The 23,793-nt window shown below is 39.8% G+C and carries 25 protein-coding genes; 15 read left to right on the top strand and 10 right to left on the bottom strand.

The features are described from left to right. Positions 1-96 precede the first annotated feature (96 nt). The 3 genes from mutS (at position 97) to METTI_RS05990 (ending at position 3,657) form a co-directional block, all read left to right on the top strand. Positions 97-2,751, top strand: a complete 2,655-nt coding sequence (gene mutS / locus METTI_RS06000; protein WP_156916254.1) for a DNA mismatch repair protein MutS — start codon at positions 97-99, stop codon at positions 2,749-2,751. A 91-nt stretch (positions 2,752-2,842) separates the two neighbouring features. Next, a complete protein-coding gene (locus METTI_RS05995; protein WP_048135209.1) occupies positions 2,843-3,211 on the top strand; it encodes a transposase in 369 nt (122 codons plus the stop codon). Next, positions 3,208-3,657 (top strand): transposase, encoded by a 450-nt coding sequence (locus METTI_RS05990; protein WP_084323981.1) that lies wholly within the window; start codon positions 3,208-3,210, stop codon positions 3,655-3,657. The genes METTI_RS05995 and METTI_RS05990 overlap by 4 nt, the downstream gene beginning before the upstream one ends. An 18-nt stretch (positions 3,658-3,675) precedes the next feature. Here the strand turns inward: METTI_RS05990 and METTI_RS05985 are convergent, their stop codons facing one another. Further along, positions 3,676-4,863: a multidrug effflux MFS transporter gene (locus METTI_RS05985; RefSeq protein ID WP_023844927.1), complete on the bottom strand. Its 1,188-nt coding sequence runs from the start codon at positions 4,861-4,863 to the stop codon at positions 3,676-3,678. Positions 4,864-5,127: 264 nt separating this feature from the next. Between METTI_RS05985 and mutL the strand changes: the two genes are divergently transcribed. The 7 genes from mutL to METTI_RS05950 all read left to right on the top strand — a co-directional run bounded on the left by mutL (position 5,128) and on the right by METTI_RS05950 (position 12,564). After that, a complete protein-coding gene (gene mutL, locus METTI_RS16095; protein WP_023844926.1) occupies positions 5,128-7,206 on the top strand; it encodes a DNA mismatch repair endonuclease MutL in 2,079 nt (692 codons plus the stop codon). Positions 7,207-7,247: 41 nt separating this feature from the next. Next, entirely contained in the window at positions 7,248-8,258 is a 1,011-nt protein-coding gene (locus METTI_RS05975) for a cobalt-precorrin-5B (C(1))-methyltransferase (protein WP_023844925.1), read from the top strand. Between the two features lie 3 nt (positions 8,259-8,261). Next, positions 8,262-8,843: a precorrin-6y C5,15-methyltransferase (decarboxylating) subunit CbiE gene (cbiE, locus tag METTI_RS05970; protein ID WP_023844924.1), complete on the top strand. Its 582-nt coding sequence runs from the start codon at positions 8,262-8,264 to the stop codon at positions 8,841-8,843. Positions 8,844-9,177: 334 nt separating this feature from the next. After that, positions 9,178-9,873, top strand: a complete 696-nt coding sequence (locus tag METTI_RS05965; protein WP_023844923.1) for an energy-coupling factor ABC transporter permease — start codon at positions 9,178-9,180, stop codon at positions 9,871-9,873. After that, entirely contained in the window at positions 9,870-10,163 is a 294-nt protein-coding gene (locus METTI_RS05960) for an energy-coupling factor ABC transporter substrate-binding protein (RefSeq protein ID WP_023844922.1), read from the top strand. The genes METTI_RS05965 and METTI_RS05960 overlap by 4 nt, the downstream gene beginning before the upstream one ends. 268 nt (positions 10,164-10,431) lie before the next feature. Next, positions 10,432-11,214, top strand: coding sequence for a cobalt ECF transporter T component CbiQ (gene cbiQ / locus METTI_RS05955; RefSeq protein ID WP_023844921.1), 783 nt, complete (start codon positions 10,432-10,434; stop codon positions 11,212-11,214). A 9-nt stretch (positions 11,215-11,223) separates the two neighbouring features. Continuing rightward, positions 11,224-12,564: an energy-coupling factor ABC transporter ATP-binding protein gene (locus METTI_RS05950; protein ID WP_023844920.1), complete on the top strand. Its 1,341-nt coding sequence runs from the start codon at positions 11,224-11,226 to the stop codon at positions 12,562-12,564. 27 nt (positions 12,565-12,591) lie between these two features. Here METTI_RS05950 and METTI_RS05945 read toward each other — a convergent pair whose 3' ends face one another. The 4 genes from METTI_RS05945 to METTI_RS05930 form a co-directional block, all read right to left on the bottom strand. Beyond that, on the bottom strand, positions 12,592-13,203 hold the full coding sequence (locus METTI_RS05945) for a hypothetical protein (protein ID WP_023844919.1): 612 nt from the start codon (positions 13,201-13,203) through the stop codon (positions 12,592-12,594). After that, positions 13,200-13,448: a hypothetical protein gene (locus METTI_RS05940; protein ID WP_023844918.1), complete on the bottom strand. Its 249-nt coding sequence runs from the start codon at positions 13,446-13,448 to the stop codon at positions 13,200-13,202. The genes METTI_RS05945 and METTI_RS05940 overlap by 4 nt, the downstream gene beginning before the upstream one ends. A gap of 158 nt (positions 13,449-13,606) precedes the next feature. Next, positions 13,607-14,152, bottom strand: coding sequence for a winged helix-turn-helix domain-containing protein (locus METTI_RS05935; RefSeq protein WP_048135868.1), 546 nt, complete (start codon positions 14,150-14,152; stop codon positions 13,607-13,609). Positions 14,153-14,369: 217 nt separating this feature from the next. Continuing rightward, positions 14,370-14,564 (bottom strand): hypothetical protein, encoded by a 195-nt coding sequence (locus tag METTI_RS05930; protein ID WP_023844916.1) that lies wholly within the window; start codon positions 14,562-14,564, stop codon positions 14,370-14,372. 691 nt (positions 14,565-15,255) lie between these two features. On the opposite strand from METTI_RS05930, the gene METTI_RS05925 reads away from it, so the two are divergent. Next, positions 15,256-15,942 (top strand): HoxN/HupN/NixA family nickel/cobalt transporter, encoded by a 687-nt coding sequence (locus tag METTI_RS05925; protein WP_023844915.1) that lies wholly within the window; start codon positions 15,256-15,258, stop codon positions 15,940-15,942. Positions 15,943-15,956: 14 nt separating this feature from the next. Here the strand turns inward: METTI_RS05925 and METTI_RS05920 are convergent, their stop codons facing one another. The 3 genes from METTI_RS05920 to METTI_RS05910 form a co-directional block, all read right to left on the bottom strand. Beyond that, positions 15,957-16,793: a TIM barrel protein gene (locus METTI_RS05920; RefSeq protein WP_023844914.1), complete on the bottom strand. Its 837-nt coding sequence runs from the start codon at positions 16,791-16,793 to the stop codon at positions 15,957-15,959. Next, complete coding sequence (locus METTI_RS05915; RefSeq protein WP_023844913.1) at positions 16,793-17,125, bottom strand: hypothetical protein; 333 nt, start codon at positions 17,123-17,125, stop codon at positions 16,793-16,795. The genes METTI_RS05920 and METTI_RS05915 overlap by 1 nt, the downstream gene beginning before the upstream one ends. A 64-nt stretch (positions 17,126-17,189) precedes the next feature. Continuing rightward, positions 17,190-17,648: a phosphopantetheine adenylyltransferase gene (locus tag METTI_RS05910; RefSeq protein ID WP_023844912.1), complete on the bottom strand. Its 459-nt coding sequence runs from the start codon at positions 17,646-17,648 to the stop codon at positions 17,190-17,192. 165 nt (positions 17,649-17,813) lie between these two features. Between METTI_RS05910 and radA the strand changes: the two genes are divergently transcribed. From radA to METTI_RS05895, 3 genes are all read left to right on the top strand, one after another. Next, positions 17,814-18,791 (top strand): DNA repair and recombination protein RadA, encoded by a 978-nt coding sequence (gene radA / locus METTI_RS05905; protein ID WP_023844911.1) that lies wholly within the window; start codon positions 17,814-17,816, stop codon positions 18,789-18,791. A 144-nt stretch (positions 18,792-18,935) separates the two neighbouring features. Beyond that, positions 18,936-19,913, top strand: a complete 978-nt coding sequence (locus METTI_RS15070) for a hypothetical protein (RefSeq protein ID WP_023844910.1) — start codon at positions 18,936-18,938, stop codon at positions 19,911-19,913. A gap of 35 nt (positions 19,914-19,948) precedes the next feature. Continuing rightward, positions 19,949-20,629, top strand: coding sequence for a phosphoglycolate phosphatase (locus METTI_RS05895; protein WP_048135864.1), 681 nt, complete (start codon positions 19,949-19,951; stop codon positions 20,627-20,629). 78 nt (positions 20,630-20,707) lie between these two features. On the opposite strand, the gene METTI_RS05890 is transcribed toward METTI_RS05895, so the two are convergent. Both METTI_RS05890 and METTI_RS05885 read right to left on the bottom strand, forming a co-directional pair. Then, complete coding sequence (locus tag METTI_RS05890; protein ID WP_048135204.1) at positions 20,708-20,983, bottom strand: PRC-barrel domain-containing protein; 276 nt, start codon at positions 20,981-20,983, stop codon at positions 20,708-20,710. Positions 20,984-21,031: 48 nt separating this feature from the next. Further along, positions 21,032-23,269, bottom strand: a complete 2,238-nt coding sequence (locus tag METTI_RS05885) for a CDC48 family AAA ATPase (protein WP_023844907.1) — start codon at positions 23,267-23,269, stop codon at positions 21,032-21,034. A 253-nt stretch (positions 23,270-23,522) separates the two neighbouring features. Between METTI_RS05885 and METTI_RS05880 the strand changes: the two genes are divergently transcribed. Further along, positions 23,523-23,735, top strand: coding sequence for a TRAM domain-containing protein (locus METTI_RS05880; RefSeq protein WP_023844906.1), 213 nt, complete (start codon positions 23,523-23,525; stop codon positions 23,733-23,735). Positions 23,736-23,793: the final 58 nt, after the last annotated feature.

The raw sequence follows: 23,793 nt of genomic DNA, 5'->3' as shown, positions 1-23,793 counted from the left end.
TAATTTAGTAGATATATCTATTGTTTTCATTTTTGTGATGCAAAACACAAAAATACTAACAGCCAGATAATTTGCAGCACCAATTTTGTGTGAATCATCATGAGTAAAGTAACCCCTGCCATGCAACAGTATTATGCAGCAAAGGAAGAGCATAAGGACGCCCTCATATTCTTCAGAATGGGGGATTTTTACGAGTCCTTTGGAGAGGATGCTAAAACAATTGCTCAGGAACTTGAGATTACCCTGACAACCCGCGGTAAAAGTAAGGATGGGGAAAAGATGCCACTTGCAGGCATTCCTTATCATGCAATTGACAATTATCTTCCCCGGCTTATCAAAAAAGGCTATAAGGTTGCCATATGCGAGCAGCTTGAAGACCCGAAAAAGGCCAAAGGAGTTGTCAAAAGAGGAGTTGTAAGGGTTGTAACTCCGGGTACTGCTATGGACTCTTCCATGTTCTCGGATTCTTCTAATAACTATCTTGTGGCTCTGTATGCCGATAAAGGCGAATTTGGTTTGTCTTTCCTGGACATTTCTACGGGAGAATTTCTTGCAACCCAGCTTACGGATGAGCATCCATATGACCGCATCATAAGTGAACTTGCACGCATGGGTCCTTCAGAGTGCATTATGCCTCCGTCTCTGCTAAAAGATACTCACCTTAAAGAGAGAATAAAAGACCTGAGGATAATTATTCATGAGTTTGATGAGGATTTATTCGATAGTAAAATTGCTGAAAAAGTTCTCCTTGATCACTTTAAAGTGTCCACTTTAGAGGGCATGGGTTGCAGTGAACTACTGGCAGCAGTTTCATCTGCAGGTGCAGCATTGCGTTATGCGACAGACACCCAGATGAGGGAACTCTCCCAGGTTCAGACACTAAAGACTTATTTTGATTCGGAGTTCATGGTTCTTGATGCCATTACCCTCAGGAATCTGGAAATTGTCAGAAATGTCAGGGGAGAAGGAAACGATGCATCTCTTATCGGTGTCCTTGACGAAACAAAAACTCCAATGGGCAGAAGACAATTGCAGAAATGGCTGCTGAAACCACTGATTTCTGTGGATGCTATCAATGACCGTCTGGATGCTGTTTCATGGCTTCATGATAATACACTTGTTAGATTCGACATTCGTGCTCATCTTTCCTATGTAAAGGACATGGAACGTCTTGTTGGAAGGGTCATGTATGGAAACTCCAATGCAAGGGACCTTGTATCCCTGAAGAAATCCCTTGAATCCGTTCCTCTTTTGCTTGATTCTCTTCAGGGATGCAAAGACATAAAATTGCTTGAGAGCACTTCATCAAAGCTTTCATCATTTGCAGAACTTGATGAGCTTGCAAAACTAATTGACAGCGCAATTGTGGAGGAACCTCCTCTTAGTGTAAGGGATGGAGGAATGATAAAACCCGGTTACAATGAGCAGCTTGATGAACTGTTCGATCTTTCAAAGAACGGAAAACAATGGATTGCAAAGTTCCAGCAGAAAGAACGTGACAGGACCGGGATAAAGTCCCTGAAAGTAGGTTATAACAAGGTTTTTGGTTATTACCTTGAGGTTACAAAGGCCAACATCTCACAGGTTCCTGATGATTATATCAGGAAGCAGACAATGACCAATGCTGAAAGGTTCTATACTCCTGAACTGAAAGAGCGTGAGAGTGCCATACTTTCGGCTGATGAGAAAATGGTGGCTCTTGAATACGAACTTCTCACAGAGCTAAATTCTATTGTTGCATCACATTCCAGACAGTTGCAGGAAACTGCAGCTCTTATTGGCACGCTGGACGTGCTTGCAAACCTTGCTGAAGTTGCAGCCAATAACAATTACGTAAGACCTGCGATAACTCCTGATTGCAGGTTGCTTATCCGGGATGGCAGGCATCCGGTTGTGGAGAATGCAGTTCCGGGTGGTTTTGTTCCAAATGATACCGAAATGGATTGCAGTGAAAACCAGTTCCAGCTCATAACCGGACCGAACATGGCCGGAAAATCCACATACATGAGGCAGATTGCTATGATAGTCATCATGGCGCAGTCCGGTTCTTTTGTACCTGCATCACATGCTTCCATCGGAATTGTTGACAGGGTTTTCACAAGGGTCGGTGCTTTTGATGACCTTGCAAGTGGGCAGAGTACCTTCATGGTTGAAATGGTGGAACTTGCCAATATCCTGAACAATGCGACACCTAAAAGCCTTGTACTGCTGGATGAGATCGGCAGGGGTACAAGTACTTACGATGGTTACAGCATCGCAAAGGCCGTTGTTGAGTACATTCACAACAAGGGACGTGTCGGTGTCAGGTCACTTTTCGCAACGCACTACCACCAGCTTACAGAAGTTGCTGCCAGTCTAAAGAGGGTTAAGAATTATCATATTGCCGTAAAGGAAGATGGTGAGGACCTTGTCTTCCTGCGTAAAATCGTTCCGGGTGCAACAGACAGGAGTTATGGTATCCATGTTGCAAGAATAGCCGGTGTTCCCCATGCAGTTACTTCCAGGGCAAAGGAGATTCTCGAGGATATTGAGGATGAGTGTATGCTTAGTGAAGAGGACCGCAAGGGTAGTAAAAAGAAACAGCGCAGCAGTTCCAAATATACCCAGGTAATATTGTTTGATCAGGATGCATCTTATGGTGAATCTACACCGGACCCTGTTCTTGAAGAGCTGAAAAAACTGGATATTAATTCAATGACTCCAATTGAGGCTTTGAACAAATTGAATGAAATAAAAGGTAAGCTTTCATAATGTTAAATGCACCTTTTTCTTTCAGTTTTATCTTTGAACCCATATCAAAACTATAAATACTATCTCTCTGAATGTTATTATGGGGATATGAATGGAATTCAGAGAAATCTCTGATGATCAATGGAAATTTATTAAGCCACATTTACCACCACAACCAATAACCGGAAGAAAGAGGGCTGATGACCGTAAGGTCATCAATGGTATTCTCTTTGTTCTGATAACTGGTTGCAGATGGGGAGATATGCCAGCTATTTATGGTTCCCAGGCAACTGCCTGGAGAAGGCTGAAAAGATGGTCAGAGGAAGGTATATGGAACAGGATAATGGAATCCCTTCGGGATTCCGCTTACCAGAATGGTAAGTTCTCTATGGATGTTGTATGTGTTGATAGCAGTTTCATTGAAACTAAAAAAGGGGAGAAGACTCCACATACAACGGTCATAAAAAAAGGAAAGGCATAAAGATTCATGTTTGTGTAAGTTGTGACGGTTTTCCATTGACGATCCAAATTGCTTCTGGAAAGGAACATGATAGTCAACAATTTATCAAGATCATGGAAAGTATCAAGGTTAAGACTGATAGAAAACCAAGAACAAGACCATTAGAAGTACTTGCAGATTCAGCTTATGATAATGTTGCTATACGGAAGTATCTAAGATCCAGAGCTATAAAAAGTAACATTCCAGTCAACAGCAGGAATGAAAAACACAGAAAAAGAGGAAGACCTACAAGATTCGAGTATGAGTCATATCATAAAAGAGGAACTATAGAACGATTCTTTGCATGGTTGAAGATGGGATTCAGGAAAATAGCAAGTAGGTATGAAAGACTGAATATTGTTTTCAAAGGGTTATTAGATATTGCATGCTTCTTGTTATGCTGGAAAAAGATAGGGGAAAGGTTTTGAAATAGGCTCTTTTATTATTTAGTGATGGCTTTCAGAACCAATTCCTCTTTTCTGCAAGAGCATCCATGCTGCAAAAACAATTACTCCGCACACAAGGGTGATTGTTCCAAGTATCTGCATGCGTTCCATCCATTCCTGTGATACCAGCCACATACCTACTGCACCCAGAGTGAAATATGTGAATATAAGAAGGGAAGATGCAGCTCCTGCATCTTTGTGTACCTGTTCAAGTACAAGGTGGTTGCTTGGAGGTCGGCTGATTCCTATGGAATAGGTTATGAGTGCCATTGGAAATGCAAATGCCCAGGGTCCATAATGTCCTACGGTGAGGATAAGTGCGGCTCCGATTGCTATTCCTGCAAAGCCGGCTGTCATCAGGTGTTTTGGATTTATTCTGTCTGTGAGTTTCAGGCATGACATTGATCCTGCCATGAGTGCAAGGGCATTGAATGCGAAGAAATAACTGAAAGTCTGTTCAGTCATTCCGAATTTGTTGATGTAAAGGGCTGAAGATCCGGCAATAAAACTGTAAAGTGGCAACAGGCTGACGGACATTACAAGTACCATAATTATATAATTTGTATTGAGCAACAGTCCCCAATAAGAGTTCATAACCTTTGATATCGGAACTATTGTTGGCTCTTTTAATGTCTCTGGTGTTCTGATAACACCGAGCAATCCTATAAGTCCCATTGCACCCTGGGCAATGAAAATCCAGTGCCACGTTAGGTATGCCAGAATCCATCCACCGACAATTGGTGCGAACATAGGTGCAAGCGCCATTATGACTGCGATATATGCAAGTATTCTCTGTCTCTCGTTTCCTGCAAAAATGTCTTTTGTCATTGCCATTGACAGGGATGCACTGGCAGCAGCACCGGCAGCCTGCATTATCCTGAATATTATCAATGCGGTTGCACCGTTGGCTGTGGCACAGAGTATGCTGGCAATTATGTACAGAACGATACCTGCAATCAGCGGTTTCTTGCGTCCGTACCTGTCAGATATCGGGCCATAGAAAAGCAGTGAAAATCCATAGGTTACAAAGAAACCGATAAGTATGAGATTAACTACGGAAAGTGGTTTGTTCCAGAGTAGTGCCAGTGACGGTATCGCTGGCAGTATCATATCAGTAGAAAATGCTGGAAATGCTGTCAAAAGAGCTAATAAAGGAACTATATTTTTTAGTTTACCGGAATTGTCCATGTAAAGCCTTCTTAATTGATGTTGCTTTTTGATAGCATAAAACGATATAACTCTGTTGTTCGTTACTCATAATTTTTCATGGCTATTGAATTACGGTAGGAAGTGACCTGTAGTGATTGACTGGAACATTTTCCAATGAAAACACAAAAATACTAACAACAAGATATTTTTGCCTTGATGGGTTGGAGAGCAGAATTTATTGTCTTCATATTGTCTTTATTTATTGTTTAATTGTCTATACTTGCCGTGGACAGGAAGTGGAAAATGACTGAGAAATCGTGTGATATTAAAGGTTCCAGAATACAATTACTGGATGAATCCACCATCAATAAAATAGCAGCAGGAGAAGTAATTGAACGCCCTGCTTCAGTAGTAAAAGAGCTAATTGAAAACTCAATTGATGCACACGCTACCGATGTTCGAGTGGAAATAGGGGGGTATGGCACGAAAAGCATGTTAGTTATTGACAATGGCATAGGTATGAGTCATACGGATGCTTCAATGGCCTTTAAAAAGCATGCTACAAGTAAAATTAACCGAATCGAGGATCTTGATAGTATTCTCACCATGGGATTCAGGGGTGAGGCTCTTGCTTCCATTGCTTCCGTTGCACGTGTGGAACTAGTAACCAGACAGGAAGTGGATATTGAGGGCACCAAAGTTGTGGTTGACACAAGTGGAATCAAGAACATAACTTCAACCGGTGCTCCGGTTGGAACCAGTATACTTGTCAATGATCTCTTCTACAGCACACCTGCACGCAGGAAATATCTCAAGAGTGCCAGAACCGAACTGGCACATATTATTGATGTGGTCTCAAGAAACGCTTTGTCACATCCAGATGTTTCCTTTACTCTTGTTATAGATGGAAAAGTGAACCTGCGTTCTCCATCGTCTGTAAAGATGCTTGACAGCATAGTTCATTTGTATGGTGCTGATGTTGCACGTTCTCTTGTTCCACTGGAATATGAATCAGATCTCCTTACAATCTCCGGATATGTATCAAAACCGGAGTTTACAAGGAGTGGAAAGGATTTTCAGGTATTTTTCATCAATGGACGGCCTATATATTCAAATCAGCTTAGTAATGCTGTAAGACTTGGTTATTATACGCTGCTTCCAAAAGGTCGGTATCCGGCAGCTTTCCTTAACTTTATTATCAATCCTGTGAACGTTGATGTGAACGTACATCCTGCAAAGAGAGAAGTCAGGCTAAGTCATGAAAAAGAAATTGGTGTCATGATTATAGCTGCTGTAGAGGAAGCACTTGCAAAGGAGTCTCTTGTTCCTGAAGTCCAGCTGGACAAAAAAGATGTTCCTGTCCAGTCACGTTTAAATATTTCAGGAACTAAAACAATTTCGTCTCCTTCTCCTTCTTCAAGTACTCCTGAAGACAAACAAGCAGCATATGGTTCTGTAGAATCCGGAAAACCTTCTGATGGATATGTTTCCTCTTCACAGTCCGCATCAATTTCTTCAGGATCATCAGTTTCATCTTATGATTACCGGGATTCTGATCTTACTCATAAAGAAGAAAAAGCTCCCAAAAAACCAACCTCTGAATTTGAGTCTGAAAGTTCATCTCCAATTATAATTTCAGATGAAGAACCAGTTGGAAAAACAAAAACGAATGTTGTAAAAGAGGAAAAAGAGCCTTATCATTATCCTGCTATAGATACACATCGCCGTCTGAAAAGAAGCGAGAGGCTACAGACAAGTGTGAGTTCGGAAGGAGCAGCAGAGCTGGAAGAACTGAAAGCTTCATTTAATCCTTCGGGAGTGAAGGTATTCGGTCAGTATGCCGATCTTTATATTCTTACAGAAATGGATGGCAAGCTCGTTCTTATTGACCAGCATGCAGCACATGAACGTATCATGTATGAGCAGGTGTTAAGAATGCAGGATATGGGATGGCAGGAGCTAATAACTCCGATTACTCTTGATTTGAGCCAGAAAGAGATAGCAATTATTGAGGATTTCATTCCGCAGCTTGAGGAAATGGGTTTTTCTATTTCAGAATTCGGTCCGAAGAGTTATGTTGTGACCACAGTTCCAAGTATATTTGGAAAGCTTGAGGATACTGATGTGATTCATGATATAATCTCAGACCTTCTTTCAGTCGGAAGGGTAAAGGAAGATACGGAACGCTATGACCTTTTGTGCAGTACCATGGCATGTCGTGCAGCTATCAAGGCAGGTGCCATATGTAACATTAAACAAATGGAAGAACTCATTCGTCAACTCATGAACTGCAACAACCCCTACACCTGTCCGCATGGCCGTCCAACTATGATTTCTTTTACTAAGGATGAACTGGCAAAGCTCTTCAAAAGGACCGGATAGAGTCGGTAGATTTTAAAAGTATTACTTACAATTGACCAGAGATGATTGACCCGGTAAACAAATCCAAGATTCCAGACGAATGGCTGGATCGTTCTAAAATGCCACGTGAAGAGCTTGAAGAAGGTATAAAGAACGGAACTCTTGTAGTTCTGAGCGATGGTTCTGTACTAAAGAGAGGATATACTACCGGAACCACTGCAGCAATGGCTGCAAAGGCAGCTGTTCTTTCCCTGGGTGGCGATGTGAAGCACATTTCAGTTCCAACATCTGTAGGACTAAGGGCAGAAATGGATGTTACAGGAAGCAAGGGACATGCTGTTGCAGTGAAAATGAATAACGATCACGAATCTGATATTACAAGGGGTCTTGAATTCGTTGCTGATGCAAGGGAAGCTGAAGGTATTAATGTCTACGCAGGTGAAGGAATTGGAATTGTTACCCGTAGTGGTCTTGAGTCCAAGAAAGGCCATCCTGCCATAAATCCTGGTCCAATGAAGCAGATTAAAGAATCCATCAAAGAGGCTGTGGATGAGCTTGGGCTTAAAGGTGCTGAAGTAACTATCTATCTTCCAAGAGGCAAGGAAATCGCAAAGCAGACACTGAACAGTCGTATTGGTATTGTTGACGGGATTTCTATTCTTGGCAGTACAGGATTTGTTGAGCCATGGAATGATCACCTTGGTGAGATGAAAGGTGATCTCATCAGATGTTCTGATAAAGTAGTACTCACCACAGGCAGAGTAGGTATTCGTTACTCAACCATGCTTTTCCCGGATCATACTGTTGTGCTTGCAGGAAGTCGAATATCTGAAGCTCTTGATTCAGCACATGGTGATGTGGTAATCTGCGGACTTCCAGGTCTTGTTTTGAAATGGGGAAATCCTGATATGCTCAAAGAAAGCGGCTTTGCCACTGTTGTTGAGATGATAGAACTTGATCCTGAGAATGAGCGCCTTAAACAGGCATTTAACATGGCTGTAGAGAAAGGCAATGGTGCACGTATTGTTGTTGTTGACAGGGACGGTACTGTTTTAATGGACAGCGGGGAATAATCAATGATAGTAGTGGGTGTTGGCGTTGGTCCGAATATGTTGACCCAGGAAGCCATAGAAGTTATCATCAATGCTCCTGTTGTGTATGGTTCAAAACGTTCAATCGAGCTTGCAGAAGAGTTCATCAAATGTGATTCTCATATTATTAAAGATTATAAGAATCTTCATCTTCTGCCGGAAGATGCGGTTATACTTTCCACCGGTGACCCAATGTTTTCAGGACTTGGGAAATTTGCAACCGAAAAGGACAGGGTTGTTACAGGCGTTTCATCTGTTCAAGCCACATGTTCACGTTTTCATGTAGATATGTCAACTCTTGCAATAATCACTGCTCATGGAAGGGATCCTGCTCCTGCAAAGGATGCTCTCATCAGGGAGGTTGGTCTTGGAAAAAATATTTTCATGTTACCCGCAGAGAATTTTGGTGTTAAAGAGGTTGGCGCACTACTTCGTGGAATGGGTGTAACCGGTAAGCTCTGTATCTATGAAGATATTGGTTATTCCTATGAACGTGCTGTATGTGGGACTATAGAAAAGCCACCTGAGAATAATTCTGATGTGTATTGCATCATGGTTGTGCAATAACTCTGTCATTGTTTTCTCTATTTTTTTTATATTAAATCAATTAATTCTGTTTTTGCTTAAACCCTGGTTCTGTCATTACATCTGCATTCTTTAACTGGTGGTTTAGATGATATTATTTAGATTGTTTGAGTAGTAGTGTTTTTTAAAACCCTATGGTTGTTAGTTAACATGAAAACAGCATTAACCTCAAATGGGAATCGTTATGTTTAAGTACCATAACATATTACACTTTGTATCCAAATCAACTTTAGTTGTTTAATGTATTTGTTTAACATGGTTGATGGGGGTATGGTTCAATAGATAATTATAATTTAAAAATGGAAGGTGACAAATAATGCATATATTCGAGGGTTTCTTACCATCACCTTGGTGGCAGTTATGGTTTGTATTCTCTATTCCGGTAATACTGTATGGTATGTATAAATTGAATAAGCTTGTAAGCGAAAGAAGGGAAGTTGTTCCTCTGCTTGCAGTAGCAGGTGCTTTTATATTCGTTCTCTCATCTCTTAAACTTCCTTCAGTAACAGGAAGTTCTTCACATCCGACAGGCACGGGAATGGCAGCCATCCTCTTTGGTCCTGCAATTACAGCAGTTCTTGGTGTAATAGTTCTTCTTTATCAGGCTATTTTTCTGGCACACGGTGGTATAACCACACTTGGTGCAAACGCTGCATCCATGGCAATAATTGGTCCTTTTGTTGCGTACATATTCTATAAGGCAGCGTCAAAATCAGGTATGAACTTTTATCTGAACGTTTTCCTTGCAACAGCAATAGCGGATTGGGTCACTTATGTTGTGACATCTTTGCAACTGGCAGTAGCATTCCCTTCGGCAGAGGGTGGAATATTGGCATCATTCACAGCATTTGCCACAATATTCGCAGCAACCCAGGTTCCACTTGCGATTATGGAAGGAGCTCTTACAGCACTCATCATGAAGTATGTTGTTCAGATCAAGAGCGATGTTCTTGTTGATCTTAATGTGCTTACAACCTCTGCAGTTACAAAACTTAAGGAGGCAATGGAATGAAACTAGAATATATTGTAGGTTTAATTGTCATTCTTTTTGCTGCACAGTTCTTCTACGGAGCAGCAGCAAATCCGGATTCTGAATTTGGTGGTGCAGATGGTGCAGCAGGAGATTTTGTCTCAGAGAATTTCGGCTATGAACCTTTTACACCATGGTTCCAGAAGTATCTCTTTGAACCACCTGGAGGAGAAACAGAAAGTCTGCTCTTTGCACTTCAGGCTGCATTCGGTGCAATCGTGATAGGTTACACATTCGGATACTATAAGGGCAAAGGACAGAGTAACAAATAATTCTTAACGTGCTTCTTCTGGAAGCACACCATTTTTCTTTTCTTTTTAAAATTGATTTTTTGGAAACAATTTATTTTGATTTAATTTAGTAGTTTTCGATGTATCTTATGTAAATTGATTTATGTATTTCTTTTTTTATGAGTATGATTATTATCTTGGAACTTAATAACGAAATGCTTATGTATAAAGCTCTCTATCGTATTCCATTACACTTGTACAGCTAATATTTACACAATTTGAATTGTTTTATAATTGGTTGGATTTAAAAATGGCACATATACTTGATGACTATGCTGTCCTGAGCCCTCTCAGGTACAGGAACAACTGGCTTAAGATAGCCATTGTTACTTTTGGTCTTCTTGCAGGAGTCTCTTCAAATTCTCCGCTGGTTCCTTTTATAATAGCTATCTGTATGAGTTTTGCAACCATTTATTTTGGGAAGATACCAGCTTCTTTTTATTTAAGGATATTAGCTGCTCCGGCTGGTTTTGTTCTTGTAAGTGCTGTAATTATAGCATTTTTCTTTGGTGAAGGTGCCAAACTGTTTTCATTTGATATTTTCGGACTAACTTTCGGCGTAAGCCGTGCCGGTCTTAATATGGCTTTTCTGGTACTCGCACGTACACTGGGAGGTATGTCATGCCTGTTCTTCCTTTCTCTGACAACACCTATGATCGAATTATTCTCGGTTCTTAAAGCCACAAAACTTCCGGATTCATTCCTTGAGATAGCAATGATGATGTATCGCTACATCTTTGTTTTTTTAGATGTTGCAATAGGTGTAAGGTATGCCCAGTCAGTGAGGCTGGGGTATAAGGACTTCAGGACATCTTTCAGGTCCATGGTCATGCTTGGTACTAACCTTTTCATAAGGTCCTGGGAACAGGGTGAAAAGATATTCGTATCCATGAATTCACGATGTTATGATGGGAAGTTAATATTGCTGGATGAAAAAAGACCCATAAATATAGCAGAGGCCCTGCTAACAGTTATTTATTTTGCAGTTGTTATAGTGGCTTTTTACTTTACAAGGGATGCATCCATTTTTTGAGGTGAAATATTGGTTATATTAGAAACAAAAAATCTGAGTTTTTCCTATCCTGATGGGACTCTTGCTCTGGACAGCATTAGCGTTACCATTGAAAAAGGTAAAAAAATAGCTTTTGTCGGACGTAATGGTTCCGGAAAATCAACATTGTTTCTATCAATGAATGGAACTCACCGTCCAAAAAAGGGTGAAATCCTCTTTCATGGAAAGTCTATGAAATACGATTCAAAATCTCTCAGAGAAATCAGGAAGAATATTGGTATAGTTTTCCAGAATTCAGATGACCAGATATTCGCTCCTACTATTTACCAGGACGTTGCTTTCGGTCCAACAAACCTTGGCTACCCAAAAGATAAGGTAGAAGATATTGTTAATAAAACACTTGAATATGTGGGTCTGACACACCTGAAAGATAAACCACCTCATCATTTAAGTGGTGGCCAGAAAAAGAGGGTTGCAATTGCAGGAATTGTTGCAATGGATCCTGAAGTTATCATTCTGGATGAACCTCTTGCAAATCTGGATCCTGTAGGTGCAGATGAGGTAATGGATTTACTAAATGAATTGAATTATTTCGGGAAAACGATAATCATATCCACTCATGATGTGAATCTGGCATATGGCTGGGCAGACTATGTATTTCTGATGAATGAGCATAAAGTGATCAGTGAAGGTACACCTGAAGCTATTTTTATGCATGATGATAATCTTAAGGCTGCATATCTCAGACGACCTGTGACTCTTGAGATCTATGAAGAGATCAAACGCAGGGGTCTTGTAAAACCGCAATGCTGCCCCCGGGATATTCCAGATCTAGTTCATTCTTTGCGCTCACAGCAATTATTGTGGGCTAAAGTACCATCTGAGGTAAAAGAAGGGGACTACATCAATCTTGGTATATTATATGGTGATTATGCTCCGGATTCTGGCTATGAGGCTGCAAACTGTAAAGTTCTGCACATTCATGAGGATGGTCTTGCAATTGTCGAAATGGAAAGAAGGCCATACAGGGCAGGTTCTATTGGAATATATGATACTTCAAGATATTCAAAAGATGAGCTTTGTGATATAATACTCAGGGATGAAATTGAATGTATTGGGGCAATGGGCAAGAGAAGCAAAGTTCTGGCAGAAAGAGATGAGATTTATCTTCATGTCACTGCAGGTGTTGTGGACCGTTCAATCCTGAATTCTCTGGCAGGTCAGAGGTGTCTGATTCTTACAAATGGTGGTATGGTCTGCCATGCTCTTAAAAGAATAAAGGATTACATGGAAAAAAGCGGAATCAATATTCCTGTTACTGTTGTTAACCCTGATCAAAAAAAGTCAGAATCGGATAACATAAATAACTAATCATTTTTTTATAGAAATGATTTAGTTTTAGTTTTCCATTATATTATTTATTGCGAATTGTTCAATCTCTTTTTTTTCGAGATTTAATCCTACAAGAAAAGTCCCTACATATAATTCCCTTTCACATGGGATTTTAGATTTGATGTATCCGTCGGTTAACCTCGAAGGTGATGCTATCAAAGCTTCAGATACAAAATTCATCTCTTCTGCTTTATCCCATGTTTTAGCACTGATTACCATCATTGGAGGTTCAGTTGTATTTCTAATGTTTCTCATTTTACGGAAGTTGACTACAATATTGCCGAATACGCAATATTGATTTGAGTTTGTATATTTCTCAATTTCCTCTGCATCGCTGATGTCCTTCCCAATGACTTCTCCCTGGTAGAGTATCTTCAAGTTGTCCGTTGGCCAGTCATAATCTCGATTTGTAACAAAAGCTATCAGTATGTTTGCTCCCAGGGCTTTTTTGACTCCAATGTTGTGTTTCCTGCCAAGATTCAATGAATTCATTTGTTCATCTTTCTTTTCAAGTTTCATTATAGTCTTAATATCTTCAGCATCAAGGAGAATTGCTTTTTCTATTCCTTTGGTATTGTGAAGCATTTCTATGGCTTTTTTAGCTATTAATGCATTCAAGATAATTCTCCTGCTGAATATAGTTTCAATACATTTGAATCAGGGAACTGATGGTCAACAGTAGATATTGTTCTATCAATGATCTCATGGATAACCTCAACTTCAGGTTCCACCAGGAATCTGGCTATATCAATTAGTTTGTAATTGAGATCAGTGTCTTTTTTGTAGATGTAAGTTTGCCAGAACAGTCCATTTTTGTGTGTTTCATAAGCCGCATTTTTGTATTTATCGATTTGTGGAGACATCTAAATACCTCTGTATTGTTGCAATGCGAAATAGATAATGGGTACTATCAATAGTACTAATAACAATTAGTCTTAATGTATAAATAGTTGTTCGGTAGACTTTAAATTATGCCTTAAAAAAAGTGTGCAATGGCACTGTAGGATTATTTATCAGAAAATCAGTCTTCGATTTCAATATTGAGGCGCATTTTTGCAATAGGTTCTAGTTTCTTCCATGTAATTGTTACGTCATCAGATAATGTGCACTTCTGGACAGTCTGGTCACAGAGCTCTCCCTCTTTTTCATAAATGTAAAATCCTTCATCACCATTCACTGCGACCACCTGTTCTATTCCCTTTAGCTTCTTTGTTTCTACAATTGCAACTCTTTTCAGAGCATCAAGCAGACTGGTCCCTTTTTTCACCTTAATTGATTTGGTTGGTGCCAGGATGTCCAGTGAACTGGCAACATCTTTATTATTTATTTCCAGAACGTGGGTTTTTCCATATATGTGTCTTTCAATAAGACTGGCTTCTTCCAGGATGCTTACATGTTTTGAGGCAACGGGTATTGATAGTTCCTGTTCGCGCGCCAGCTCTGAAATATGTTTTTCATTCTTGTGCAGACTCTGTATCATCTTTAGTCTTGTTTTGCTATCAAGTGCATAAAATAATTTTAAGAATTGTGATTCTATGTCATTAGTATCATTACTCTCTTGACTCATGGTAATTGGTAAATAGAAATACAAGTATATGTATTCTTCTTTTATCATTCTTCATTTTTGTAAACAATACTTACAATATATGTAAAACTTAATCAAGAAAGTTCTTATACGATTAATCTGCATCAAAAAATGGTGTTCAGGGAATAAATGAACACTGTAAAATCTAAGTTAAAACATAGGATGTTTTTGTATTTGTAAAAAAAGTTAAAATTTAACCTTATACTTTTACTGCAACGAGTGAAAGCCCGAGTTCGCTTTCAACCTTCTCAATTGCTTCAAGGTCTGCAGATGTGAGTTCTGCATTCTTGATGTCCTGTCCGGAGAACGCAAGAAGGGTTACGCCCAGCTTCTTTTCAAGTTCTTCGATGGTCTTTACTTTTGCTTCGTCAATTTTTGAATAACTCCATAACATCTTAATTAACTCCTAACTGTTTGAGTACGGACAGACATCTCTTTTTTCGGTATAAAAGGATTACTTTCATTATTCTTTTATGATATGTTACGTTATCAGCATGGGTAATACTACTTCTTGTTTTTTATGGTGTATGTCAAAGCTTATGATAATATCATTAATTTTTTAAAATAAAGAATTCTTAGTTTTCATGTTTCTTTTTTTAGAATTACTCTTTTTTGTGGGCGAATGTGCCGGGTATGTCATGACTTTAACACCTTTAATTTATCCCGTGTGTGTTATGAATGCTATTATTTGAATCAAATTCAAATAATTCGTAAGTATTGTTATGAATCGAATTTATGACTATATAATGTTACTTTACTTAATATTTTTATGTTTTATTTATGTTGTATTCTTCTAATCCTCTTAATTTGCTGCTTTTATATTTATCTCATTGAAATTGATACTTATTATGCTATATAGTGTCATATTATTCATAGAAAATCCCTCACAAATCCGCAATTGTACTTAGTATTTTGTCTTATTATTCTGGGTTTAGTAGCTATTTATTTCTTTGAGTATTATTATAATGGGTATTTGTAGCATATTTATTCATAATGTATTTATATAGTGATGATAAATTAGTATTACGAATAACAACTAACGTTTATTTACAATTTAGAAATCAAATCGAAATGGAGTAATCATCATGGATATACTTTCAATTGGAGCAGATGGGCTTACTTCAGGTCTCAGCCTATTTATAGTCATGTCTGCATTCCTGCTCGGTGCACTACATGCACTGGAGCCAGGACACGGAAAATCTATAATGGCAGTTTTTGTAATGGGTACTGATGCAGATCTTAAAGATGCACTTCTCCTTGGGATGACTATTGTTGTTTCTCATGTCGTAGTGGTATTGGCATTGGGTGTTGCATCAATATATCTGGTAGAAGCTTTGAATGTGGACATGACTCATGATATCATGAGTGTACTTGGAGGAACAATTCTCATAGCAGTAGGCATCTGGATCTTGAGAAAATTCTTCCATCCTCACGAACATGCAATTGATACTAAAAAAGGTGTAATTGCAATAGGCTTGTCAACAGGACTTATTCCATGTCCGGCTGCACTCGCAGTATTGCTGTTCAGCATTGCAAACAATCAGGTGTATAATGGTTTGATATATGTACTGATATTCAGTGCAGGTCTGGCAATAGCTATCACTTCACTATCAGTCATATTTGTTAAAGGAAAAGGCTTTATTGAGAGCTATGTAAGCAGCACGAAGATAAACAAACTTCCGCTTGTGAGTGGTTCTGTTATTGTAGTAATTGGCATCTTCACATTGCTGCATCCATTCCTGGAGCATGTGGCACCGTCACTTCACATCTAATAATATACGAGGGTCTACAAACCCTCATACGTTCTTTTTAATAACGCTGCATCACCTTCATTGTCAGGACTTTCACATATTAGCAGACCTTTTACCTTAAAGTCTTTAAGGGCACGTGTAAGTTCAGAATACTGCATGTCTGAGTCATCCAGATTCAGGTGATTCCGCTCCCCTTTTTCACCGTATTCAATACCTGAAACATGCATGTGCATATCATCAAGTCCTTCCCTGCCAAGTTCATTCTCAACAAGTTCCAGCGTTGCAGAGAATTCCTCATAGCTGTTCTCAGCACCATTACTCCGTGCATGCAGGTGCGCAAAATCAATACATGGGAGTACATTATCTATTTCTGCTCCAAGTTTCACGTTTTCCTGAAGACTGCCAAACTGTGTTCCTTTTCCTGTGGTTTCAGGCCTGAGTATTACTTCTATGCCTTCGTCATTCAGCCTTGAAACAAGTTGTTCCAGTAATGAAAACACCTTTTTGTAGACTTTTTCAGAACTTTCTTTGTGATAATATGCAGGATGAAACACAATGTTCCTTGCACCGCAGAGGCTGCCGATTCTTGATGATTTATAGATCCTTTCTATACTGGCATCTATTTTTTCAGGTTCCTGTGAATTCAGATTGATATAGTAAGGGCCATGAACGCTCAATGAAATATCTTCATCAAATGATTTCTCCCGGACGTTTGCGGCAGTGGATTCGCCCATTTTAACTCCACGGACAAACTCAAGTTCCATACAGTCAAGTCCGAGTTCCTTCACTCTTTCGATGCCCGATATGCTGTTTCTTTTTTTGGAACTTTTTGGTGTGCCTGCAGTTCCAAATAGCAGTCTGGAAGGTTTCATTATGCCATTCCAAGCTTTGCTTTGAGTTCCTTCATTTTCTCGGCTGAGAGTTTCTCTTCAACCATTTCGATGAAGGTATCAACATCTTCTTCTTCAAGGGACCTGATGTCCTCTTTACCTTCAATGGCAAGCTGGAAAAGATATTCCATTTCTTCTGAGTCCAGCTTATCCATCCTCGCCCGAAAGTCATCAGCATCTACAGCTATCTTGTGTGATACAGGTCTGAGAATAAACGGATAGTTATGCCCTGCATTTGACATTGTGTTTCCGGCAAGTTCAGGTGCAAGCTTGTTAAAAATCTGATTGTCCATTTCGTTGAATACTCTTCCCATGGACAGTAGTTGTAAAAAAAGGTTTATAAAATTATGTTCTGGAAATCTGCACCTTGCCAATATCTTACTTCAGATGCCCGTGGATATCTATTTCACCGTGGGCTATTCTTGTAGAAGATATGGGTATTTTGTCGTCGGCAAGCACAAAATCAACCCTGACAACCTCAATTTGCTTCATTTTCTTCTCACTCCTGAGCTGATTTATTTTCAGTGCAACAGGATGAGTTTCCGGTGAAACTACAATGTAATCATAGTCCACATTTAGTGTTTTCCCAAAAGGTTCATTGAGTTCCAGTATTGTATATTCCTGGCCTTCTGAAATTTCATTGATGTATTTAAGAAGATTCTTCTTCCTTGTATCATAATCCGGAACATGACGTGGACGTCTGTTTGCCATTTCATTGGATGTAAGTCCGATGTCAACAATTCCGCTGTTTCCGGCAAGTTCGAATGCTTTATGGATAAGTTCTTTGTGTCCGTCATGCAGGCATTCAAAAGTCCCGCCTACTACTACTCTGGCCATTGCTCCCTAAATGACACGTTTGAATGATAAGGTTTGTTGTACATTTTCTATAAACACTATAAATAATACTTTCACCCTGCTCTCTTCAGGTATATATACTCAAAAGTCAATTAGTAATCGAATTGTGCACCAGAAGAAAACATGTGCACCCAGGAGTTAAGATAAATGTCAGAAGTGTTATTGGAAGAACTGGACCATGTAGGTCCGGCGACCGCACAGAAATTAAAAGATGCAGGTTTTACAACCGTTGAAGCAATTGCTGTTTCCTCCCCGGCAGAACTCGCAACCGCAGCTGAAATTGGTGAATCCACCGCAGCAAAGATTATTCTTGCTGCCAGGCAGTCAGCTGATATTGGTGGCTTTGAAACGGGAGATATGGTAATGGAACGCAGGAAACTTGTGGGCAAGCTTACCACAGGATGTACTGAATTCGATGAAATGATGGGCGGTGGCATAGACACTCAGGCAATTACTGAACTCTATGGTGAATTTGGTTCCGGTAAAACACAGGTTGCACACCAGCTTGCTGTCAATGTCCAATTACCAAAGGAACAGGGGGGACTTAGTGGCTCCGTAGTTATTATCGATACTGAGAACACCTTCAGGCCTGAAAGAATCAAACAGATGGTTGAAGGTCTTTCTGAAAAATACGGTCAGGAATATGATCCTGAAGAGTTCCTGAAACACATACATGTAGCACGTGCATATAATTCCAATCACCAGATATTGCTTGTAGATTCTGCAATGGAACTTGCAAATGAGCTAAAAGACAGTGATATGCCAGTGAGACTTTTCATTGTGGACTCCCTGACAGCTCATTTCAGGGCGGAATATATCGGAAGGGGAACACTTGCAGACAGGCAGCAGAAACTTAACAAACACCTGCATGGTCTCCAGAAATGTGGTGACCTCTACAACGCATCTGTTATAGTTACAAACCAGGTTATGTCAAAACCAGATGCCTTCTTTGGTGATCCGACCAAGCCAATAGGAGGACACATAGTTGGCCACACGGCAACTTTCAGGCTTTACCTGCGTAAATCCAAGGGTGATAAGAGAATTGTCAAACTCGTAGACTCTCCAAACCTTCCTGACGGTGAAGCTATCATTTCTGTAACTACTCCAGGTCTGCGTGATCCATAATATTGGGTACAATGAATGATTCTCCTTCCTGGGGGATTCTTTCTTTTCCTTTTTTAAAACAAATTTAAAATCAAATATATTTTCTAAAATCAGATTGCATTCATTGTCTGGATTTTTATATCCTGAGAACACATAGTTCGTTTGATGAAAAGAATTTACCCAATTTTGTTGATAGGTCTGCTGTCAATGTTTTTTGCGGAGGTATTTTCAGGAGCTTCTACCATGTGGTTCCTTGATCCATGGGGTATATTTCTTACATTTCCACTTTACCTGTTCCACGTACTTTTTTTCCTGTGGATAGCATTGGAATATGAAAAAACGAGTATTCAGCAACTATATTTATTTGGTGTAATATTTGCCCTTTATGAAGCATGGATAACTAAAGTTCTCTGGGCAGGTTACATGGATTCAGCAGGTCCGGGTCTTGGAACATTCTTTGGAATTGCTATAGCCGAGTATTCAATTCTCGTCTTTTTCTGGCATCCTGTTATGTCATTTTTAGTTCCGGTTCTTGTATTTCAGGTACTTACCGGAAGAGTGTTTTCCAAACATGCAACAATTCTTCTAAAAAGCCGTAGAAGTTTGATTTTTGTTGCAATAGCTATAGTAGTTCTCAGCAGTTTCATTGCTAATGGTAATTCATTCAATATTGTTACAGCAAATATTTCCGTAATAGGTACTCTGATTTTGATATTTCTTGCATGGAAGGTGTCAGTTAGCAGTGATATAACTTCCCTTCATCTGAAAAAGAAACATTTTTGGATCTTAACTGCTTATCTTCTGATTCTTTATGTTGTGACATTCTTCATTTTACTGCCGGAAAGAATTCCTGTAACCATCGCTCCCTATATTTTTATCATTCTGTCTTATGTTGTGATTGCGACAATACTGGTGAAATCGAAGCCTTCTTATGATTTTGTAGAACCATTGTCTGAGGGATTTTATTCAGCAGAGGATGTTTTTTATTTCTCAGTATTATTGCTCTTAGGTGTCAACTTTGCATGCCTTCTTCCTTCTGTAAGTACTGCATTGCTTACGATAAGCTATCTTTTCCTGATGGTAACAGGACCTTTTTTGTTCCTTAAAGTATGCCTGGGTATTATCAGGGAATCACGCCACTGAAAACACTTTTATTTATCACTGCCTTCATAATGCTTATGAAATTCAAGGCCATTGTAATTGACATCGATGGAACCATTACTCACAGGGATCGTAAGCTCAGTCTGACTGCTGCTGCCAAATTGCGTGCACTTGACATTCCTGTTGTGATTGCCACAGGAAATGTTCTCTGTTATGCAAAAGCAACAGCTAAACTCGTGGGTGTATGCTGCAATATAATAGCAGAGAATGGTGGTGTTATTATCGATGGATTTGATAATGATCCAATAGTTTCTGATGTAATCCATGAGTGTGAGGAAGCCTACGAATTCCTCTCTTCTGAATTTAACATGGAGAAGCTGGACTCGGTTCACAGGAGAACTGAAATTGTCCTAAGAAGTAATTTTGATGTGGAAAAAGCACGTGAAGTCCTGGGAACACATTTCCCCAATGTTGAGATTATAGACACTCATTTTGCCATACACATCAAGAGTAAAAAAATAAACAAGGGAACAGGGCTTTTTAAAATGGCAGAGATGATGGGTCTTGAAACCACGGATTTCGTTGCCATAGGTGACTCTATCAATGATCTGGAAATGCTTCAGGAAGCAGGCTTTGCGGTTGCTGTAGGTAACGCTGATGATTTCCTGAAAGATATAGCAGACTATGTAAGTGAAGCAAGCTATGGTGATGGCACTGTGGAAGCAATAGATTATCTGATATCAAGCGGATTGATTTAATCAATCTTAAGCTAAGTTGAAATTGAAGCTAAAAAAGAAAATGAAAGGGCTGCAAGGCAATCTCTGCAGCCGGTGTGATTATATTTCTACAGGTTCAGGAGTTAAGCCGCGGGCTATATTCTTATCGACAACGATATAGTCCTTTATGGCTCTGACTGACTCAAAAGGCAGCAGTATGTACTGCTCGTCTGTCTTATATTTGGAAGTGTCAAGACTCATGTCCGGTTTAACTATGAGGTCAATGAGGTCTCCTGATTTGATATCCATTACAATATTGTATAATATGCCAATTTCTGTTCCATCTGTTGCCATTACCTGTTTGCTCGAAAGGTTCTTTGCAAAGACATTTGCCATTTTCATTCGCCCCTGTATATAATAATTACATCTAAATTTTTCATATATTTATCTGTATCCTATATAAGAACTTGTTTCTTCCTTTTTGATGCCACCCTTGAACTGTGCCTGTATTTTCTCATAGTATTCTACAAGATTTTCAGACAGTGTTGGTCTGACTTTGTTAAGGGCTTCTTTGAAGTATTTCATGCTGACCTTATCAGAGTCAAAGTTTTCTCTCAATGCCAGCATTACAGCTTCTCTGCATACTGCTTCGATGTCAGCTCCGACAAATCCTTCAGTCATGGATGCAAGGTCATCGATTGTTACATCATCTCCAAGAGGAATGTTCTTTGAATGGATCTTGAATATCTGCTTTCTTCCTGAATAGGTAGATTGTCCCACAAGTACCATCCTGTCAAATCTTCCTGATCTTAAAAGTGCAGGGTCAATGATGTCCGGCCTGTTGGTTGCGGCAATAACTACTATTTCCTTCAACGGTTCAAGGCCGTCCAGTTCTGTCAGAAGCTGGTTTACAATTCTCTCTGAAACCTTTGAATCCTCGGATATAGCACTTCTCATAGGTGCAATTGAATCTATTTCATCAAAGAATACAATGCAAGGTGCCACCTGTCTGGCTTTCTTGAAAGTTTCCCGTATGGCTTTTTCAGATTCTCCTACCCATTTGGACAACATCTGTGGTCCTTTTACACTAATGAAATTGGCATTTGATTCATTTGCAACTGCCTGTGCTATCAGTGTTTTACCTGTCCCCGGCGGTCCGAAAAGCAAAACTCCCTTTGGTGGTTTTATTCCCATACTCACAAACCTGTCTGGTCTTGTAAGCGGCCATTCCACAGCTTCCTTGATTTCCTGCTTGGCTTTATCCAGTCCACCAACGTCATTCCATCTGACATCAGGAACCTCTACAAGCACTTCTCTCATTGCAGAAGGCTCAATTTCTCTCAGTGCATTCTCAAAGTCGTCCTTGCAGACAACAATGCTTTCAAGAATTTCCTGTGGGATATCTTCGTCTTCCAGATTAATATCTGGCAGTGCTCTCCTTAGAGAGCGCATTGCAGCTTCCTGGACAAGTGCCAGAAGGTCTGCACCCACAAATGCCTGTGTGTGTTTTGCGATATAATCAAGGAATTCTTCGTCAACATCTTCTGCAAGAGGCACGCCACGAGTGTGAATCTGCATTATTTCAAGACGGTCATCGGTGTCAGGGACTCCTATTTCGATTTCCCTGTCAAACCTACCAGGTCTTCTAAGTGCAGGGTCGATTGCATCAACACGGTTTGTAGCACCAATTACAACAACCTGTCCTCTTTCTTCAAGGCCGTCCATCATTGTAAGCAACTGAGCTACAACTCTGCGCTCAACTTCTCCTGTGACGTTCTGTCTTTTCGGTGCAATTGAGTCTATTTCATCAATAAATATGATTGAAGGTGCATCATCTTCTGCTTCTTCGAAGATCTTACGGATGCGCTCTTCACTTTCTCCATAGTATTTGCCCATGATTTCAGGGCCTGCAATATAGAGGAAATTTGCCCTGGATTCATTTGCAACTGCTTTTGCAATCAGTGTTTTTCCAGTACCGGGTGGTCCGTAGAGGATAATTCCTTTTGGAGGCTCTATATTAAGTCTCTGGAATAGTTCCGGGTGCTTGAGTGGAAGTTCTATCATCTCCCTTACACGCTGTATCTCTGAACCGAGTCCGCCAATATCTTCGTAAGTAACTCCGCGGGTGGCACCGTCATAACCACGAACAGGTTTCTGACGAAGTTCAATTTCAGTGAACTCTCCGATTATGAGGATTTCTTCTTTAGGATCAGTTTCTACGGCAATAAGTGGTATCGCCTGCCCGCCACCGACCTGGCTGGTCATAGGCTGTGTCATTGAACTTATAATAGGGATGATGTCGCCTTCTACCAGTGGTCGCTTCATTATGTTACGTTTGATTATCTCACTGATATGATCTCCATATTCCATGGAAACCCCTTCAGGAGGTGCCAGGACTACTTTTGTAGCAGTAACAACTTCTGCTTTTCTTACAGTGATTCTCTCACCAATTCCTACACCTGCATTCTGCCTGATAAAACCGTCAATCCTGACAATTCCCTGGCCCCAATCCTGCCTTTCAGCTCTCCATACCTTAGCTGCTGTCTTTCTTTTTCCTTCAATCTCAACTATGTCTCCGGGAGAGAGTTGGAGGCTTAAGAGTGTAGTAGGATCCAGACGTATAATTCCCCTTCCAAAATCATTAGGATGGGCTTTCTCTACTTTTATCTGAACTTCATCCATTGTTTTCATCCCTAAAATTACTCTGAACAAACTGTGAGCTTGTGATTTATAGCTATCTATTTTATTCTAAAGAATAAATAAGATATGGTTTCTACATTGACTCTGTTTTGTACAGAGAAGCTTTAAATATCTGTTATGTGTACTACTCGTTGTAAGATTTGATACAATTCTGAATTCATTGATATTACATTTTTATCGTGGTTTTTTCAGTATGGTTTCTTTTCTTAGTTTGAATTAAAGGACGTGTATTATTTTGTTTAATAACAATGACAGAGAATCAACAGCTCCAGTAGATGTTGGCGAGACATACGAAGTAACAATTGAAGACCTTGCAAGAGAAGGAGACGGCATCGCCAGAGTAGAGGGCTTTGTAATTTTTGTGCCAGACACTCAGGTTGGCGACACTGTAAACATTAAGATCACAAGAGTACTGCGCAAATTCGGATTTGCAGAAAAGGAAGAATAAAACTTATTAAGAATGGTTTTTACCATTCTTCTTTACTTTTTACCCGGTTATTCCGGTC

It is taken from the genome of Methanolobus tindarius DSM 2278, from assembly GCF_000504205.1.
Lineage (GTDB): Archaea > Halobacteriota > Methanosarcinia > Methanosarcinales > Methanosarcinaceae > Methanolobus > Methanolobus tindarius.
This window is presented reverse-complemented; position numbering and strand designations above follow the sequence as displayed.

What these genes read in the sequence shown, in the direction of transcription:
- METTI_RS05995 (WP_048135209.1), top strand. Translation starts at nt 2,843, where the DNA reads ATGGAATTCAGAGAAATCTCTGATGATCAATGGAAATTTATTAAGCCA.
- METTI_RS05985 (WP_023844927.1), bottom strand. Translation starts at nt 4,863, where the DNA reads ATGGACAATTCCGGTAAACTAAAAAATATAGTTCCTTTATTAGCTCTT.
- mutL (WP_023844926.1), top strand. Translation starts at nt 5,128, where the DNA reads ATGACTGAGAAATCGTGTGATATTAAAGGTTCCAGAATACAATTACTG.
- METTI_RS05975 (WP_023844925.1), top strand. Translation starts at nt 7,248, where the DNA reads ATGATTGACCCGGTAAACAAATCCAAGATTCCAGACGAATGGCTGGAT.
- cbiE (WP_023844924.1), top strand. Translation starts at nt 8,262, where the DNA reads ATGATAGTAGTGGGTGTTGGCGTTGGTCCGAATATGTTGACCCAGGAA.
- METTI_RS05965 (WP_023844923.1), top strand. Translation starts at nt 9,178, where the DNA reads ATGCATATATTCGAGGGTTTCTTACCATCACCTTGGTGGCAGTTATGG.
- METTI_RS05960 (WP_023844922.1), top strand. Translation starts at nt 9,870, where the DNA reads ATGAAACTAGAATATATTGTAGGTTTAATTGTCATTCTTTTTGCTGCA.
- cbiQ (WP_023844921.1), top strand. Translation starts at nt 10,432, where the DNA reads ATGGCACATATACTTGATGACTATGCTGTCCTGAGCCCTCTCAGGTAC.
- METTI_RS05940 (WP_023844918.1), bottom strand. Translation starts at nt 13,448, where the DNA reads ATGTCTCCACAAATCGATAAATACAAAAATGCGGCTTATGAAACACAC.
- METTI_RS05935 (WP_048135868.1), bottom strand. Translation starts at nt 14,152, where the DNA reads ATGAGTCAAGAGAGTAATGATACTAATGACATAGAATCACAATTCTTA.
- METTI_RS05930 (WP_023844916.1), bottom strand. Translation starts at nt 14,564, where the DNA reads ATGTTATGGAGTTATTCAAAAATTGACGAAGCAAAAGTAAAGACCATC.
- METTI_RS05925 (WP_023844915.1), top strand. Translation starts at nt 15,256, where the DNA reads ATGGATATACTTTCAATTGGAGCAGATGGGCTTACTTCAGGTCTCAGC.
- METTI_RS05920 (WP_023844914.1), bottom strand. Translation starts at nt 16,793, where the DNA reads ATGAAACCTTCCAGACTGCTATTTGGAACTGCAGGCACACCAAAAAGT.
- METTI_RS05915 (WP_023844913.1), bottom strand. Translation starts at nt 17,125, where the DNA reads ATGGGAAGAGTATTCAACGAAATGGACAATCAGATTTTTAACAAGCTT.
- METTI_RS05910 (WP_023844912.1), bottom strand. Translation starts at nt 17,648, where the DNA reads ATGGCCAGAGTAGTAGTAGGCGGGACTTTTGAATGCCTGCATGACGGA.
- radA (WP_023844911.1), top strand. Translation starts at nt 17,814, where the DNA reads ATGTCAGAAGTGTTATTGGAAGAACTGGACCATGTAGGTCCGGCGACC.
- METTI_RS15070 (WP_023844910.1), top strand. Translation starts at nt 18,936, where the DNA reads ATGAAAAGAATTTACCCAATTTTGTTGATAGGTCTGCTGTCAATGTTT.
- METTI_RS05895 (WP_048135864.1), top strand. Translation starts at nt 19,949, where the DNA reads ATGAAATTCAAGGCCATTGTAATTGACATCGATGGAACCATTACTCAC.
- METTI_RS05890 (WP_048135204.1), bottom strand. Translation starts at nt 20,983, where the DNA reads ATGGCAAATGTCTTTGCAAAGAACCTTTCGAGCAAACAGGTAATGGCA.
- METTI_RS05885 (WP_023844907.1), bottom strand. Translation starts at nt 23,269, where the DNA reads ATGGATGAAGTTCAGATAAAAGTAGAGAAAGCCCATCCTAATGATTTT.